The sequence below is a fragment of the Microbacterium sp. zg-B185 genome, from assembly GCF_030246885.1.
Lineage (GTDB): Bacteria > Actinomycetota > Actinomycetes > Actinomycetales > Microbacteriaceae > Microbacterium.
Genome location: NZ_CP126739.1, coordinates 924931 through 940106 on the forward strand (window position 1 = coordinate 924931; position 15176 = coordinate 940106).

The 15176-nt window shown below is 70.6% G+C and carries 12 protein-coding genes; 8 read left to right on the forward strand and 4 right to left on the reverse strand.

Features of this window, described 5'->3' with window-relative positions; all coding sequences use genetic code 11:
* Positions 1-3: 3 nt before the first annotated feature.
* From QNO12_RS04340 to QNO12_RS04360, 5 genes are all read left to right on the forward strand, one after another.
* Positions 4-975, forward strand: coding sequence for an IS481 family transposase (locus QNO12_RS04340; RefSeq protein ID WP_257502790.1), 972 nt, complete (start codon positions 4-6; stop codon positions 973-975).
* A gap of 114 nt (positions 976-1089) precedes the next feature.
* The gene (locus QNO12_RS04345; protein ID WP_257502789.1) at positions 1090-2088 is read left to right on the forward strand and encodes an aldo/keto reductase; all 999 of its coding nucleotides are present in this window, start codon (positions 1090-1092) and stop codon (positions 2086-2088) included.
* A gap of 167 nt (positions 2089-2255) precedes the next feature.
* Positions 2256-3071 (forward strand): PP2C family protein-serine/threonine phosphatase, encoded by an 816-nt coding sequence (locus QNO12_RS04350; protein WP_257502788.1) that lies wholly within the window; start codon positions 2256-2258, stop codon positions 3069-3071.
* Between the two features lie 72 nt (positions 3072-3143).
* Complete coding sequence (locus QNO12_RS04355) at positions 3144-5984, forward strand: FtsK/SpoIIIE domain-containing protein (RefSeq protein ID WP_257502787.1); 2841 nt, start codon at positions 3144-3146, stop codon at positions 5982-5984.
* A 32-nt stretch (positions 5985-6016) separates the two neighbouring features.
* Positions 6017-7582, forward strand: a complete 1566-nt coding sequence (locus tag QNO12_RS04360) for an APC family permease (protein WP_257502786.1) — start codon at positions 6017-6019, stop codon at positions 7580-7582.
* 19 nt (positions 7583-7601) lie between these two features.
* Here the strand turns inward: QNO12_RS04360 and ald are convergent, their stop codons facing one another.
* Together ald and QNO12_RS04370 are read right to left on the reverse strand one after the other, a co-directional pair.
* Positions 7602-8717, reverse strand: a complete 1116-nt coding sequence (gene ald, locus QNO12_RS04365; RefSeq protein WP_257502785.1) for an alanine dehydrogenase — start codon at positions 8715-8717, stop codon at positions 7602-7604.
* A gap of 55 nt (positions 8718-8772) precedes the next feature.
* Entirely contained in the window at positions 8773-9762 is a 990-nt protein-coding gene (locus QNO12_RS04370) for an asparaginase (RefSeq protein WP_257502784.1), read from the reverse strand.
* A 52-nt stretch (positions 9763-9814) separates the two neighbouring features.
* Here QNO12_RS04370 and QNO12_RS04375 point away from each other — a divergent pair, with 52 nt between their 5' ends.
* The gene (locus QNO12_RS04375; RefSeq protein WP_257502783.1) at positions 9815-10345 is read left to right on the forward strand and encodes an OsmC family protein; all 531 of its coding nucleotides are present in this window, start codon (positions 9815-9817) and stop codon (positions 10343-10345) included.
* On the opposite strand, the gene QNO12_RS04380 is transcribed toward QNO12_RS04375, so the two are convergent.
* Entirely contained in the window at positions 10342-11124 is a 783-nt protein-coding gene (locus tag QNO12_RS04380) for a lysophospholipid acyltransferase family protein (protein ID WP_257502782.1), read from the reverse strand. The genes QNO12_RS04375 and QNO12_RS04380 overlap by 4 nt on opposite strands.
* A 115-nt stretch (positions 11125-11239) precedes the next feature.
* On the opposite strand from QNO12_RS04380, the gene QNO12_RS04385 reads away from it, so the two are divergent.
* Together QNO12_RS04385 and QNO12_RS04390 are read left to right on the forward strand one after the other, a co-directional pair.
* On the forward strand, positions 11240-12193 hold the full coding sequence (locus QNO12_RS04385) for an FKBP-type peptidyl-prolyl cis-trans isomerase (protein ID WP_257502781.1): 954 nt from the start codon (positions 11240-11242) through the stop codon (positions 12191-12193).
* Positions 12194-12296: 103 nt separating this feature from the next.
* Entirely contained in the window at positions 12297-13385 is a 1089-nt protein-coding gene (locus tag QNO12_RS04390; protein ID WP_257502780.1) for a 1-deoxy-D-xylulose-5-phosphate reductoisomerase, read from the forward strand.
* Positions 13386-13508: 123 nt separating this feature from the next.
* On the opposite strand, the gene QNO12_RS04395 is transcribed toward QNO12_RS04390, so the two are convergent.
* Positions 13509-15128, reverse strand: a complete 1620-nt coding sequence (locus QNO12_RS04395) for a Mur ligase family protein (RefSeq protein ID WP_257502779.1) — start codon at positions 15126-15128, stop codon at positions 13509-13511.
* Positions 15129-15176 lie beyond the last annotated feature (48 nt).

A 15176-nucleotide genomic window follows, 5' to 3' on the forward strand; every position in this document is an offset into this window, starting at 1 on the left:
CCCATGGCTCACGGTAGTGCTCGGTTGACTGTGCACGGACGGACCTTGTTGATAACTCGGGTTGTGTACGACGGACGTCCGGTTGCGCATGTCGCGAGAGAGCTCGGTATCTCGCGTCAGTGCGCTCATCGATGGGTGGACAGGTTCCGACGTGAGGGTGCAGCCGGGCTGCGGGATCGGTCATCCCGACCGCGGTCGATGCCGCGGCGCACGCCGGTGGAGGTGGAGCAGCGGGTGCTCGCGTTACGTGTCCAGCTGCGGCAGGGGCAGGACCGTATCGGTCCGGTCGCCGGGGTGCCGGCCCGGACCGTGGGGGCAATCCTGCGTCGGTACGGTGTTCCGCGATTGTCGGAGTGCGACCCGTTGACGGGACAGGTGATCCGCGCGTCGAAGCAGACCGCTGTCAGGTACGAACGCGCCCGACCCGGCGAGTTGGTGCATATGGATGTGAAGAAACTTGGCCGCATCCCCGACGGCGGCGGATGGCGAGCCCATGGCAGGGCAGCGGGAGATACCGCCGCGCATAAGAAGGCTCGGATCGGGTTCGACTATGTCCACTCGATGATCGATGATCACTCCCGGTTGGCCTATTCCGAGATCCATCCGGATGAGAAGGGACCCACCTGCGCCGGGTTTCTGACACGCGCTGCCGCATACTTCGCCGCGCACGGCATCACCCGCATCGAACGCGTGATGACCGACAACCACTTCAGCTACCGGAACTCCCACGCCGTCCGACACGTCCTGGCGGCTCTGGGCGCGAAACACGTCCTGATCCGACCGCACTGCCCCTGGCAGAACGGCAAGGTCGAGCGGCTGAACCAGACTCTGCAAACCGAATGGGCTTACCGGCAAATCTTCACCTCGAACGCTGCCCGCGCCGACGCTCTCGCTCCGTGGATCGAGTACTACAACACCCAACGCCACCACACCGCCATCAACGGCACACCCCTCAACCGAGTGTCACCAACGTGACTGCTGAGTACAGCTAGCGCCCGCGCGTCTGGCGGAAGCCCCCACCGTCGGTGGGGGCTTCCGCTGCCGCCGGCGGTGACGCCGACCGCTGTGCAGCGGCGTTAGCGTGGAGGGATGAGTTCGCCAGACAGCACCCTGCCCCACCGCCGCGTCGGCGCATCCGGCCTCCTCGTCTCCGCGGTCGGTCTCGGCTGCAACAACTTCGGCAGACCCGGTACGAACACACAGACCCTGGAAGGCACCGCGGAGGTGCTGGAGGCCGCTCTCGATGCGGGGATCACCTTCCTGGACACCGCCGACATGTATGGCGCCGAGCCGGGTCTGAGTGAAACGCTGATGGGTCGCGCGCTCGAAGGACGCCGCGACCGCGTGGTGCTGGCCACCAAGTTCGGTCATCCCGGGCGTGACATGGGCTACGCGACCACGGCGGCCAAGGGCTCCCGGTCCTACGTGCGCACGGCCGTCGAAGCATCGCTGACCCGGCTGCGCACGGACTGGATCGACCTGTACCAGCTGCATGTGCCGGACGCCGGCACGCCGATCGCCGAGACCATCTCCGTCCTGGATGACCTCGTCCGGGAGGGGAAGATCCGCTACTACGGCCACTCGAATCTGGCCGGCTGGCAGATCGCGGAGGCGGATTTCACCGCGCCCGATCGCGGCACCGGCTTCATCTCCGCGCAGAACCATTACAGCCTGCTCGCGCGTGCCGCCGAGCGAGAGGTGCTCCCGGCTGTGGAGCGGTTCGGCGTGGGGTTCTTCCCGTTCTTCCCGCTGCACAACGGGCTGCTGACCGGGAAGTTCACGCGCGAGGGCGGCCCCGCCGGCAGTCGCATCATGATGCAGCGCAGGCACGTCTGGGAGGAGGCCCCGTGGGACGCGCTGGAGCAGTACCAGGGCTTCTGCGACCAGCGCGGCATCTCGATGCTGGAGGCGACCTTCGGCTGGATGCTGTCACGCCCGGCGCTCAGCAGCGTCATCGCCGGCGCGACCAGCGCCGAGCAGGTCCGCGCCAATGCGGCCGCCGCAGCCGCGTGGTCGCCGTCGGCCGAGGATCTCGAGACGATCGACGCGCTGTTCCCGCTTCCAGAAGACCCGGCAGCCCGCGTCTAGCCGGGCATGTTCGCTATCAGCGAACACACTGCCGAGGATGCGGCCGCCGACGTGTGGAGCGACCAGCGCAACCGGGCAGCGTGGGGGAGTCCAGTAGGATGTGAGCACGTCGATGAGACCAAGACCGGTCATGTCGCCGCCGATGTCGGCTAACGGGAGGACAGGGCGTGCCCGAAGTATCCACCCACTTCCAATCGGTGTCGGTGGCGAGCGGGACGATCGAATTGACCTGGGCGGGCGCGACCCACACCGGCCGCAGACGTGAGGTCAACCAGGACGCCCTGCTGACCAGCTACCCGCTCTTCATCGTGGCCGACGGCATGGGCGGGCACATCGGCGGTGAGATCGCCAGTGCCAGCACGGTGGATCGCCTGGGCGGTGTCGTCACAGCGGGGGCGGTCACCCCGAAGACGATCGAGAAGGCGCTGTCGCGCGCGGTCAAGGACATCGCCTCGCACCCGGAGACCACCGACGACGGCACCGGCACGACGCTGACCGGCGTGTACCTCGACGTCAACGAAGATCCGCCGCACTGGGTCACTCTGAACATCGGCGATTCCCGCGTGTATCTGTTCCGTGACGGCGTGATCGAGCAGATCACGACCGACCACTCCGTCGTTCAAGAGCTCATCGCCGCCGGGCGGCTCAGTCCCGAAGAGGCCGAGAACCATCCGTACGGCAACGTCATCACTCGCGCCGTCGGCCCGAGCGAGAGCGTCTCTCCTGACTATGTCCGACTGGACGTACTGGATGGCGACCGGTTCGTGATCTGCTCGGACGGTCTGACGAAGGAACTGACGGACTACGGCATCCAGCATTTCCTGACGGAGAACGCCGACCCCGCCGATGCCGTGAACGCGATGCTCGATGCCGCACTCGAGAACGGCGGTCGCGACAACATCACCGTCATCGTCCTGGACGTCGCATGGGGCAGCCAGGATACGCCCGGCTCCGCGACCGACACGGCCTCCTCCCCAGCCTGAGCCGGGCTGGACTCATCCACACGGACCACCCGATCCCTCGCGGACCGGCGCACGGGCGGGTTGACTGCAGGCGTGCTCCGGTCCGCCGCCCCCGCCCCGCTCCCGCCGTCCTCCTCGCCGGACGGCGCCGCCACTTCGGCTGAACCGCTCGAGCTGCCGGCGCCCTGGCACCCGCCTGCGCGGCCGGGCGTGCCGATCCTGGCCTCGGTGATCCCCGTGCTGGGTGCGGTGGGGCTGTGGGCGGTCACGGGGTCCGTGCTCACGCTCTGGTTCGCGGCGCTCGGACCGCTGATCGCCGGAGCGACCATGCTCGACGGCATCCGCGGCGCGCGCCGGGAGCGCAGACGTGCCGAGTCCCGCGCACGGAGCGCCCGCGCTCGGGTTGCGAGCCAGATCGGCCAGCGGCACGCCGACGAACGCGCACGCCGGTGGGCGCGGCACCCGGATGTGGCGGCCTTCCTCGCCCGCGACGGCGAGATCTGGCGCCCCGTCCCGGGGCGGGGGCACGCGCTGGTCGTCGGCGCGGGCACCGATCGCAGCGAGGTGCGGGTGACCGGCGGCGGCGACGACCCCGAATCGGTTCAGCTCCGCGCCCGGGCGGCACGCCTCGAGCACGCGCCCGTGGTGGTCGCGGCGGCCTCCGGCATCGCCATCGTCGGGCGGCCGGTGCTGGCCGGCGCGGTCGCCCGTGCCCTGGCGATCCAGCTGTGCATGGCGCTTCCACCCGGCGAGCTTCGGATCATCGGTCCGCTCCGGGGCGAGGACGCATGGGCGGAGCGTCTCCCGCACCGCCAGGCCGGCACCGGCACGGCCCTGTGCCTGGTCGGCGCGGGCCAGGCGATTCCCCCGGGAGCCGAGATCGCGATCGTGCGCGCGGAGGTCGCGCCGCCGCCGGCGTGCGGATCGGTGCTGACCGTCATCTCACCGGGCCGCGCGCACATCGACGCCGAGGGCGATGTGCGTGAGATCGCCGTGGAAGCGCTCAGCCTGTGCCAGGCGGCGACGCTGGCGGACGAACTCGCGGCGCGCGCCGCCCGACTCCTCGGGACAGCCCGCACGCCCGAGACCGTCGCCTTGGCCCCGCTGCTGGCGGACGCGCCGACCGCGGCCCGCGGGCGATTGCCCGCCGTGATCGGGCACGAGGCGGGCGAGACCTTCGTGATCGACCTCGTCGCGGACGGCCCGCATGCCGTGGTGGCCGGAGTCACCGGGGCCGGCAAGTCCGAGCTTCTGGTCACGTGGGTCGTAGCGCTGTGCGCGACGCACTCGACCAGCGAGGTCAGCTTCCTCCTGGCCGACTTCAAGGGGGGCACCGCGTTCGACGCGCTCGCGGGCATTCCGCACGTCACCGGCGTGCTCACCGATCTGGACGGCGCCGGCGCGCGGCGAGCGATCGAGAGCCTCCGTGCCGAAGTGCGGTGGCGCGAGACGGAGCTGTCCCGCGCGGGCGCCCGCGACGTCCTGGATCCGCGGGTGGTGCTGCCGCGGCTGGTGATCGTCGTCGACGAGTTCGCCGCACTCCTGGGCGAGCATCCCGAGCTGCACGCCGTGTTCACCGATGTGGCAGCGCGCGGACGCGCGCTCGGAATGCACCTGGTCCTGGGCACACAGCGGCCCTCCGGCGTCGTCCGTGAGAGCCTCCTCGCCAACTGTCCGCTGCGGATCAGCCTGCGTGTCACCGACGCGCAGGACAGCCGCGTGATCCTCGGCAGCGAGGAGGCCGCCTCGCTCCCGGGCGGAGCGGCCGGCCGCGGTCTGGCGCTGGTGCGTGCGGCGGCAGATCCGGCGCTGCGCCGCGTGCGCATCGCGCTGTCCAGCGCTGCGGATGTCGAAGCGGTGGTGCGTTCCACCGACGGACCGGTTCCGCGCAGGCCGTGGCTGCCCGAACTGCCCGACCGGGTCGAGGTCGAGGATCTGGTCGCCGCGGTCGCACACCCGCGCGAAACGCTGCTGATCGGGCTCGCCGACGAACCCGATCAGCAGCGACAGCGCCCGGTCGGGGTGGGCCTGCGCGAACGCGGGTTGCTCATCGTCGGTGCGGGAGGCAGCGGCAAGACGACGGCGCTGCGCACCCTCGCCGGGCAGGCGCCGGGTGAGGTGCATTGGGTGCCGTCCAGGGGGGAGGAGGGATGGGATGCCGTCTGCGCACTCGCCCGGCACACACCCGCGCCGGCCAGCCTGGTCGTGCTCGACGATCTGGACGCGCTCGCCTCCGCGCTTCCTCTGGAGTACTCCCGCGAGCTGGTCGAGCGACTGGAGAGGCTGGTCCGCGGCGCGGGTTCGGCGGGCATCTTCGTGGCCGCATCCGCGCAGCGGCTGGTGGGCGCAGTCGCGCGGCTCGCGGACCTGCTGCCACATCGGCTGATGCTCGCCGCGGCCTCGCGCGCCGAGTACGTCACCGCGGGCGGTGACCCGGCCCACTACGCGCCGGGCAGCCCTCCGGGTCGCGGTCGCCTGGACGGGCGTGCCGTCCAGGTCGCGACCGGCCCCGCGCAGGCGACCGTGCGGTCCAGGACGACCCAACCGTGGCATCCGGACCGACCGCTGACCGGTGTCGTGCTGCGGCGGTCGCCGGCTGCGCGCGGCGTGCTCTCGGAGTGGGCGCGGCAGGGCGCGTCGGTGCTCTCGCTGGACGAATACTCCGGTGAGACGGAGTGGGCGGCCGGGCCGCCCATCGTGGTGGCGGGGGATGCCGAGGAATGGCAGCGCCACTGGCGGGCGCTCAGCACCATCCGATCGGACCACGACTTCGTCGTCGAATCGTCGTTCGCGTCGGAATTGCGGTTGCTGACCGGCGAGCGTGCGCTGCCGCCGTACTGCGATCCGGGCGCCCCGCGCGCATGGCTGCTTCGCGCGGGAGGGGCGCCGGAGCGCATCGTCCTGCCGGCCGAGCCGGAGCAGCGCCGCTATTGACCGGGGCGGAAAGCGCCCCATACGTTCGCAGTGTGGCTACATCCCCGACAATCCTGGACCGACCCGAAGGGAAAGGACTCGCGGCCGGAACGCTCGGCCTGTGGGGCTCGACCGTCATCGGCTTGGCCTCCACCGCGCCGGTCTACTCCCTCGTGGCGACACTCGGCTTCGTCGTGCTCGCGGTCGGAGCACAGGCGCCTATCGCGTTCGTCATCGCGTTCGTGCCCATGCTGTTCATCGCCTTCGCGTACCGCGAACTGAACAACGCCGTCCCCGACTGCGGGACCACCTTCACGTGGGCCTCGAAGGCGTTCGGGCCCTGGGTCGGATGGCTCGGCGGGTGGGGCGTCGCCGTGGCCGGAATGGTCGTCCTCGCGAACCTGGCGCAGATCGCCGGCATCTACTTCTGGGCGCTCGTGGACGGCATCGTGGGCAACCCCGACGGCAGCCTGCTCTCCGACGACGTCGCGCTCGTGACGGCCACCGGCGTGGTCTTCATCGCGCTGATGACCTGGGTCAGCTGGCGCGGTGTCGAGATCGGCGAGCGGATCCAGAACATCCTGCTCGGCATCCAATATCTGGCCCTTGTGGTCTTCGTCGTCGCGGCGCTGTGGCAGTTCTTCGCCGGCACCGCACCGAATCCGACGCCCTTCGACTGGGCGTGGTTCAACCCCTTCGCCTTCACGGAATGGAGCGGTTTCGTCGAGGCGATCCTGCTCGCCCTGTTCATCTACTGGGGCTGGGACACGTGCCTGGCTCTGAACGAGGAGACGAAGGACCCCAAGCGCATCCCCGGTCGGGCCGCGCTGCTGACCACCGTCATCCTCCTGGTCACCTACGTCGGGGTGACCGTTGCCGCGATGATGTACGCGGGTCTGGGCGATACCGGAACCGGGCTGGGCAACGAAGCGAATGCCGACGACTTCTTCCTCGCGATCAAGGACGGCCTGCTCGGACCGGTCGGCTGGGTCCTGGTGGTCGCGGTGATGATCTCGGCGATCTCATCGACGCAGACGACGATTCTTCCCACCGCACGCGGCACGCTGTCCATGGCCGCCTACCGGGCGCTTCCGAAGCGGTTCGCCACCGTCCACCCCAGATACAAGACACCGTCCTTCTCGACGCTCGTGATGGGCGTCGTGGCGTCCGTCTACTACGTCGGCATGACGCTGATCAGCGACAACATCCTGCAGGACTCGATCCTCTCGCTGGGACTCGCGATCGCGTTCTACTACGCGATCACCGGCTACGCGTGCGTCTGGTACTTCCGTCGCGAACTGTTCATGTCCGCCCGGGACTTCATCTACAAGGGACTGCTCCCGCTCCTGGGCGCGCTGATGCTCACCTACGCGTTCATCCAGTCCGCCATCGACATGTACGACGTCGACTACGGCTACACGGTGCTGTTCGGGATCGGCGGCACATTCGTCCTCGGTATCGGGGCACTGGCGTTCGGGGTGGTGCTGATGCTGCTGTGGTTCGCGTTCCCGCGGTCCAAACCGTTCTTCCGCGGCGAGAGCCTCAATCGGGAAACGCCCGTCCTGGTCCCTGAGGACCCCGCCGAGTACGGCCGTTCGATCGACGGCGGGCTGGTCTAGCGCGGCCCCGCACCCGCCGTCAGGCCACCGCGTCTGCGAGGGGGACCAGTTCCAGGGCGTGTGCGGTGGCCACCCCGGGGTTCACGACGGCGCCGGCGACCGTGTTCAGCCCTCCGGTCAGCGCCGCGTCGGCGCGCAGCGCGTCCTTCCAGCCGTGCCGGGCGATCTGCCGGATGTACGGAAGCGTCGCATTGGTCAGGGCGGAGGTGGACGTGTTCGGCACTGCGCCGGGCATGTTGGCGACACAGTAGAAGATGCTGCCGTGCACCGGGAACGTCGGATCGGCGTGTGTGGTCGGCCGGGTGTCCTCGAAGCAGCCGCCCTGGTCGACGGCGATGTCCACCAGCACGCTGCCCGGCCGCATCCGGGCCACCATGTCGTTCGTGACCAGCTTGGGCGCCTTGGCTCCCGGGATCAGGACCGATCCGATGACCAGGTCCGACTCCACGACGGCGCGGTCCAGATCCAGCGGGTTGGACGCCGCGGTCTTGACCCGCCCCTGGAAGTGGTCGTCCAGAAAGCGCAGACGCTGGATGTTGGTGTCGAAGATCGTCACATCGGCGCCGAGCCCCGCCGCGATCACCGCCGAGTTGGCCCCGGCGACTCCACCGCCGATGATCGTGACGCGGGCCGGCCGCGTGCCGGGCACGCCCGACATCAGCAGCCCCAGCCCTCCCGCCGAGCGCATCAGCGTCGCCGCCCCCACCGTCGGTGCCAGTCGCCCGGCGACCTCGCTCATCGGGGCCAGCAAGGGCAGCCCGCCGCCGGGCAGCTGGACGGTCTCGTACGCGATCGCGGTGACCCGATCGGCGATCAGCCGCTCGGTCAGCGGCCGGTCGGCGGCCAGGTGCAGGTAGGTGAAGATCACCAGATCGCCGCGGAAGTAGCCGTACTCCTCGGCGATCGGCTCTTTCACCTTCAGCAGCAGCTCGGCTCGCGCCCAGACATCCGCTGCCTCGTCGAGCAGCTCTGCTCCCGCGGCCTCGTACTCGGCATCGGGCATGGACGAGCCCAGGCCCGCGCCGCGCTGCACGAACACCTCGTGGCCCGCCTGGACGAGGTCGTGGACGCCGGAGGGCGTCAGCGCCACCCGGTACTCGTTGTTCTTCACTTCGGTGGGGACGCTGATCCTCATCTGGAATCCTTTCCGCTCCGCCGTTGGAGCGCTCACGCCCCTTGTGGGGGCGCCTCTACAACGCGGGGCGGATCGCCCCGACAACCTGCCCTCCGCCGTTGACCGACAGAGGAAGCTTCGCCACCGCATCCGCGACATCGGACGCGGCGAGCGCACCCTCGCGCTCGAGCAGCCGGAGAGCGACGATGGTGCCCGCCCGGCCGCTTCCGTCGAGCATCTTCAGGGCCACCGTCGTGCCGTTGGGCGCGACCATGACCATGACGCCCTCGGCGCCGCCCTTCGCGAACACCCCGAGTCGCTCGATGACCACCGTGTCGGCACGCCCGGGACCGTCGATCGTCCACGGGTGCTCGCGCACGGCGCGCACGAGGGCGCCGGCGCTGCGGTGCAGCGCGAAGGGCGAGCGCTCAGCGGCGGTTCCGATCCGGTGGATGGCCTTGGCCAGGCCGGCCAGGCTCATCGAGAACACCGGGGCGCCGCAGCCGTCGATCGCCGTGGTGGCCGCCCGTTCGCCGACCAGTCGCTCCGCCACGTCGCGGATGTGCGCCTGCAGCGGATGCTGCGGCTGGAGGTAGCTGTCGGTGGGCCAGCCGTTGGACACGCACGTCAGCAGCATCGCGGCGTGCTTGCCGGAGCAGTTCATCCGGATCGCCGCGGGGCCGCTGCCATCGCGGACCATCTCGTCGCGGGTCGACTGATCGCCCGGCCAGGCGGCCGGGCAGCCCAACGCGTCCTCGCCGAGCGCGGCCGCGTCGAGGATGTCCCGCACCACGGACACGTGCCGGTCCGTTCCGGCATGGCTCGCGGTGGACAGGGCGAGTCGCTCGCCCTCGAGCGGCGCGCCGGCGGTCAGGCACGCCAGCGCCTGGATCGGCTTCAGGCTGGAGCGGGGCAGGATCGGCGCCACAGTGTCACCCAGCGCGGCGACGACCGTCCCGTCGGGGCCGAGGACGATGGCGGAGCCGGTGTGACGGGACTCGATGAAGCCGCTGCGCTCCACGACGGCCAGTTCGACGGCGTCGGCTGCGGCGAAGGTCTGCGGCACCCCGCCAGCCTACCGTCGGACGAGCGTGCACCCGGGGTGTCAGACTGGGGGAATGTTGGGCGAACACCGCTACGAGCTGCGCACGACGTGGACCGGCGATCGGGGCAGCGGGACCAGTGGCTACCGTGACTACGATCGGTCCTGCACCATCCAGATCGACGGCAAGCCGGATCTTCCGGCGTCCGCCGACAAGCCGTTCCGTGGCGATCCGACGCGGTGGAACCCGGAGGATCTGCTGCTCGCCGCGCTCAGCGAGTGCCATCTGCTGTCGTACCTGCATGCCTGCGTGAAGGCCGGCGTGGTTGTCGTCGGCTACCGGGATGCGGCATCCGGTGTGATGGTGGAGGACGGGCGCGGAGGCGGCGCGTTCCGTGAGGTCCTGCTGCGGCCGCACGTCATCGTCGCCGAGGATTCCATGGTGGATGCCGCCACCTCCGCGCACGCGCAGGCACACGAGTGGTGCTTCATCGCCAACTCGGTCAACTTCCCGGTGCGGCACGAGCCGACCGTCGTCGCGCTCCCCGCAGTCCCGTCCGCGAGCGGCCAGGGCGCCGATCACGCCTCGGGGATGCCGCGGCCCTAGCGACGCTCGTGCGGGAGGACCTGCTTGATCCGTTCGATCGGGCTGTGCGCGGGCGCCTCGTTGTAGGCGTTGGCCAGCTCCTGGCCGGAGAGCGCATGGATGGCCGCCATGATGTCATCCGTCGCCAGGCGCCGCGCCTTGCCGGAATCGGCGGGGCCGTGGTGGGACAGATCCAGCGGCTCACCGAAGCGGACCGTCACCCGCGGTGTCAGCGACGGGAACCGGGCACCGACCGGCATCACCCGGTCGGTGCCGATCAGGCCCACCGGAACGACCGGGGCCCCGGTCTGCAGGGCGAGGAAGGCCACACCGGTGCGGCCCTTGTACAGCCGGCCGTCGAGCGAACGCGTGCCCTCCGGGTACAGCGCGACGGCGCTGCCGGTCTCCAGCAGCTGGCGCTGCTGATCCAGCGCATCCAGCGCGGCCTGCCCCGCTCCGCGTTTGACCGGCACCGCACCGATCGCCGTGAAGAACTCGCGCGAGAACCACCCGGCGATGCCGGGACCGTCGAAGTAGCTCGATTTGGCGAGGAAATGAACGGGTCGGGGCGCGGCGATCGGAATGGCGATCGAGTCGATGAACGACAGGTGGTTGCTCGCGAAGATGACCGGCCCGGTCTTGGGGACGTTCGCCTTGCCCTCGACGCGGGGACGATAGATCAGCCGCGCGAGGGGTGCCACCACGTAGCGCCCGAAACCGTACGTCGCACCCATCTGCCGGACGGCTGGCTGATCGGGGGAGTCGGCTTCTCGGGGGTCGGGGATCTCCGCGGAAGTCACCCGTTGAGGGTACTCCCGTATTCATTCCAGCGTTGGCATAGTCACCTCTCAGCGGAGACAGAGGAAACATGCGAGAAGATGGGGATTCCCCCTTTCCCCTTCTCAGAGGTTCATTTTGCGCATTCGCCCGCTCGCAGCCCTGTCCGTCGCCGCGCTTTCGGCCCTTCTCCTGGCCGGCTGCGCGTCGGGCACGCCGGATGACTCCGCGAGTCCATCCGCCTCGGTCGTCGATCTGTGCGAGGCCAAAGCACCCTCGGGTGCCGCCGCCGAGGCGGTCACGGTCGAGGGCGCGGCGGGCGAGGAAGCCGCCGCCACGTTCGATTTCCCCCTGGAGATCCCCGAGCTTCAGTCCACCGTGATCGAGGAGGGCTCGGGCGACCCGGTCGAGGCGGGGCAGCTGGTGCGGTTCGCGCTGACCGGCTTCAGCGCTGAAACCGGCGAGAACATCGGCGCGATCGGCTACGGCGAGACCCCGCTGCTGCCGGCCCAGATCTCGCCCGACAACCCGATCGGTCAGATCCTGGGCTGCGCGACGCCGGGCACCCGGGTGGTCGCGACGTTCCCGCCCAGCGACCCGAACGCCGGTGAGGTGTATGTGTTCGACTTCCTCGATGTCGTCCCGACCGCGGCCTGGGGCGAGCCGCAGGAGCCCGTCGAGGGGATGCCCGTGGTCACGCTCGATGACGACGGCGCCCCGACGGTCGAACTGCCGGACGGCGACGCGCCGACCGAGGTGGAGCTGGAAACCCTGAAGAAGGGCGATGGGCCCACCGTTCTCAGCGGCGACACCGTGCTCGTGCAGTACTCCGGCGTGAAGTGGTCGGACGGCACCGTGTTCGACTCCAGCTGGGAGGCCGGTGCGCCCACGTCGTTCCAGACCACCGGTGTGGTCGACGGTTTCCGTCAGGCGCTCGAGGGGCAGACCGTCGGCTCCCAGGTCGTCGCGGTGATCCCGCCGGCCTTCGGCTACGGCGAGGGCGAGATCAACGACGCCGACCTCAAGGGCGAGACGCTCGTCTTCGTGGTCGACATCCTCGGCCTCGAGCACGCCCCGGTCGCAGCCCAGTAGGAGACCCGGCACCGAGGTGCGGCAGACCAGCGCCTGGCCGCACCCTCCGTGCCCGCCCCGTCACCGAGGGCGGCCGCCGCGCGCGAGTAACTAGCATGACTTCATGCGTCGCGTCATCATCCTCGGGTCCACGGGCTCGATCGGCACCCAGGCCCTCGAGGTCATCCGCTCTCACCCGCGGCGCTTCGAGGTGGTGGGGCTGTCCGCCGGCTCCAACCGCGCGGCGATGCAGGCGCAGGCCGAGCAGTTCCAGGTGGAGTACACGGCCCTCGGGGCGGACGAGGCCGAGCAGCTGGTGCGCGATGTCGAGGCCGACGTCGTGCTCAACGGCATCACCGGCTCGGTCGGACTGGGACCGACCCTCGCCGCGCTGGAGACGGGCCGGACCCTGGCGCTGGCCAACAAGGAGTCGCTGATCGTGGGAGGCGAGCTGGTCACCGCGATCGCCCGGCCGGGCCAGATCGTCCCGGTCGACTCCGAGCACTCCGCCATCGCGCAGGCACTCCTGGCCGGAGACCGCTCCGAGGTGCGCCGACTGGTGCTGACAGCATCCGGCGGTCCTTTCCGTGGTCGCTCGCGCGCGGCCCTGGCCGATGTCACACCGGCCGAGGCCCTGGCTCACCCCACCTGGGACATGGGCCGGATGGTGACGACCAACTCGGCGACCCTGGTCAACAAGGGGCTCGAGGTGATCGAAGCGCACCTCCTGTTCGGCGTGCCGTACCACCAGATCGACGTCGTCGTTCATCCTCAGTCGATGGTGCACTCGATGGTGGAGTTCATCGACGGGTCCACGCTCGCCCAGGCCTCGCCGCCGGACATGCGGCTGCCCATCTCGCTGGGTCTGGACTGGCCGCACCGCATCGGGGGTGTAGGCCGGCCGATCGACTGGACGGTCGCGGCATCCTGGACCTTCGAACCGCTCGACGAGGAGGCCTTCCCCGCCGTGAGCCTGGCCAAGAAGGTCGGCAGCGCCGGCAGCACCTACCCCGCGGTGTTCAACGCGGCCAACGAGCAGGCCGTCGACGCGTTCCACGAGGGTCGCCTGTCGTTCCCCGGCATCGTCGAGCTGATCGAGCGGGTCGTGGAGGCGCACGAACCGGGCTCGGGTCCGGTCACGCGCGCGTCGCTCGCCGAGGCGGAGCGGTGGGCCAGGGATGCCGCGGACCGCGCGATCGCGGTACGCGCCTGACGGGGCCGTCCGCGCGGCATCCCCTCGGCTCGCCTGTCACGACACGCCGAGCGGCCCGGCACTTCGCGCCAGGGGAGCGGACAGCGGACAGCGGGGAGCGGACAGCGGCGCCGCAGCGGGGGCTCAGTCGGGGTAGGGCACCGGCCAGCGCGGCTCGGGAACCGGCCAGCCCGCGTCCCGCAGCGCCCGGCGGGCCAGTTCGCGGGCGGAGTACGGGGTGCGGACGCCGCGGATGTCCCGGTAGTCCTGGTGTCCGGGTCCTGCCCACAGGATCGCGTCGCCCTCGCCGACCAGCTTGACCGCCTCGACGATCGCCAGCTCCGGCGGTGAGTATTCGTGGATCTCGGCATCCGGCCGCGCCCGACGCGCCCCCTCGATCAGGGTCGCACGGATCGTGTCGATGTCCTCGAAGCGCGGGTGATGGTCGGTGACGACGAGGATGTCGCTGCCTTCGACGCCGGTGCGGCCCATGTCGTGGCGCTTGGACGCGTCCCGGTCCCCGTCGGCGCCGAACAGCATGAGCACCCTGCCCGGGGTCACCCGTCGGACGGCGGCCAGCGTCTTCTCGAACGCGTCGGGCGAGTGGCCGAAGTCGACATAGACCGCCGGCCCCCGCTCGCCGGACACCCGCTCGGTGCGGCCGGGCAGATACGCCTGGATGCCGCCATCGCGGGCCAGCGCAGCAGCCAGCCGGTCCCATTCGTAGCCGGCCTCGAGCATCATGACGATGGCCAGGCCGGCATTGGCGGCCATGTGACGGCCGATGACCGGGACGATCGTCGTGAGGGAACGCCCGTCCGCGGAGGAGAGGCGGAACTCGGTGCCGGTCTGCCGCTCGTCGAGGATCTCGACCACCCAGTCCGCGGCGGCCGCAGCGTCCGCGTCTGCGGCGATCGCGGGGGTGCCCACGGTCACGAACGGAATCTCGCACCGCGCCACCACCTCTGCGGAGGGGGCGGAGTCGAGCGAGATCACCGCGCGCCGGGCGCGGTCGGGCCGGAAGAGGGGCAGCTTCGCCTCGAAGTATTCGCGCATGTCCGCGTAGTCATCGAGGTGGTCGTGGGAGAGGTTGGTGAAGGCCGCGACGTCGAACACCAGACCGTCCACCCGGCGCCGGCTCAGAGCCTGCGCGCTGACCTCGACGGCGACCGCTTCGACGCCGCGCTCGCGCATCAGCGCGAGGAGCGCGTGCATCTCATACGCCTCGGGCGTGGTCAGGCGGGAGACGATGACCTGCCCGGCGATGTGCCGTTCGGCGGTCGAGGACAGCCCCGTTCTCACCCCGAGCTGAGTGAGGATCCCCTCCAGCAGGTGCGAAACGCTGGTCTTGCCATTGGTCCCGGTCGTGCCGAACAGGAGCGGCAGCTCGTCGTCGCGCCCCGTTCCGTACACCCATGCAGAAAGCTCGCCCAGCTGGGCGCGGGGATCCTCGACGATGACGACGGGCAAGCCGGTGGCCTGGGCGGCGTCGGCGCCGGCGGCATCCGTCACGACCGCGACCGCTCCGCTCTCCGCCGCTGCGGCGGCGTACTCCGCCCCGTGGCGGTTGACGCCCTGCACCGCGACGAACACGTCGCCGGGGCGCAGGTCGGCAGTGGCCAGGGTGAGTCCGGTCAGGGTCACATCGCGCAGATCGCCGCGGGTCTCGCGGCCGAATCGCGCGGCAAGAGCCTCCAGGGTGTGCACCGGGGGGTGGTCCGGGCGCAGCACGGGAGGCAGGGAGGAGGGAGTGTCATTCGCCATGGCGGCTCCATCCTCTCATCCGTCGCTCCGGCTTTCCCCGATGCCGGT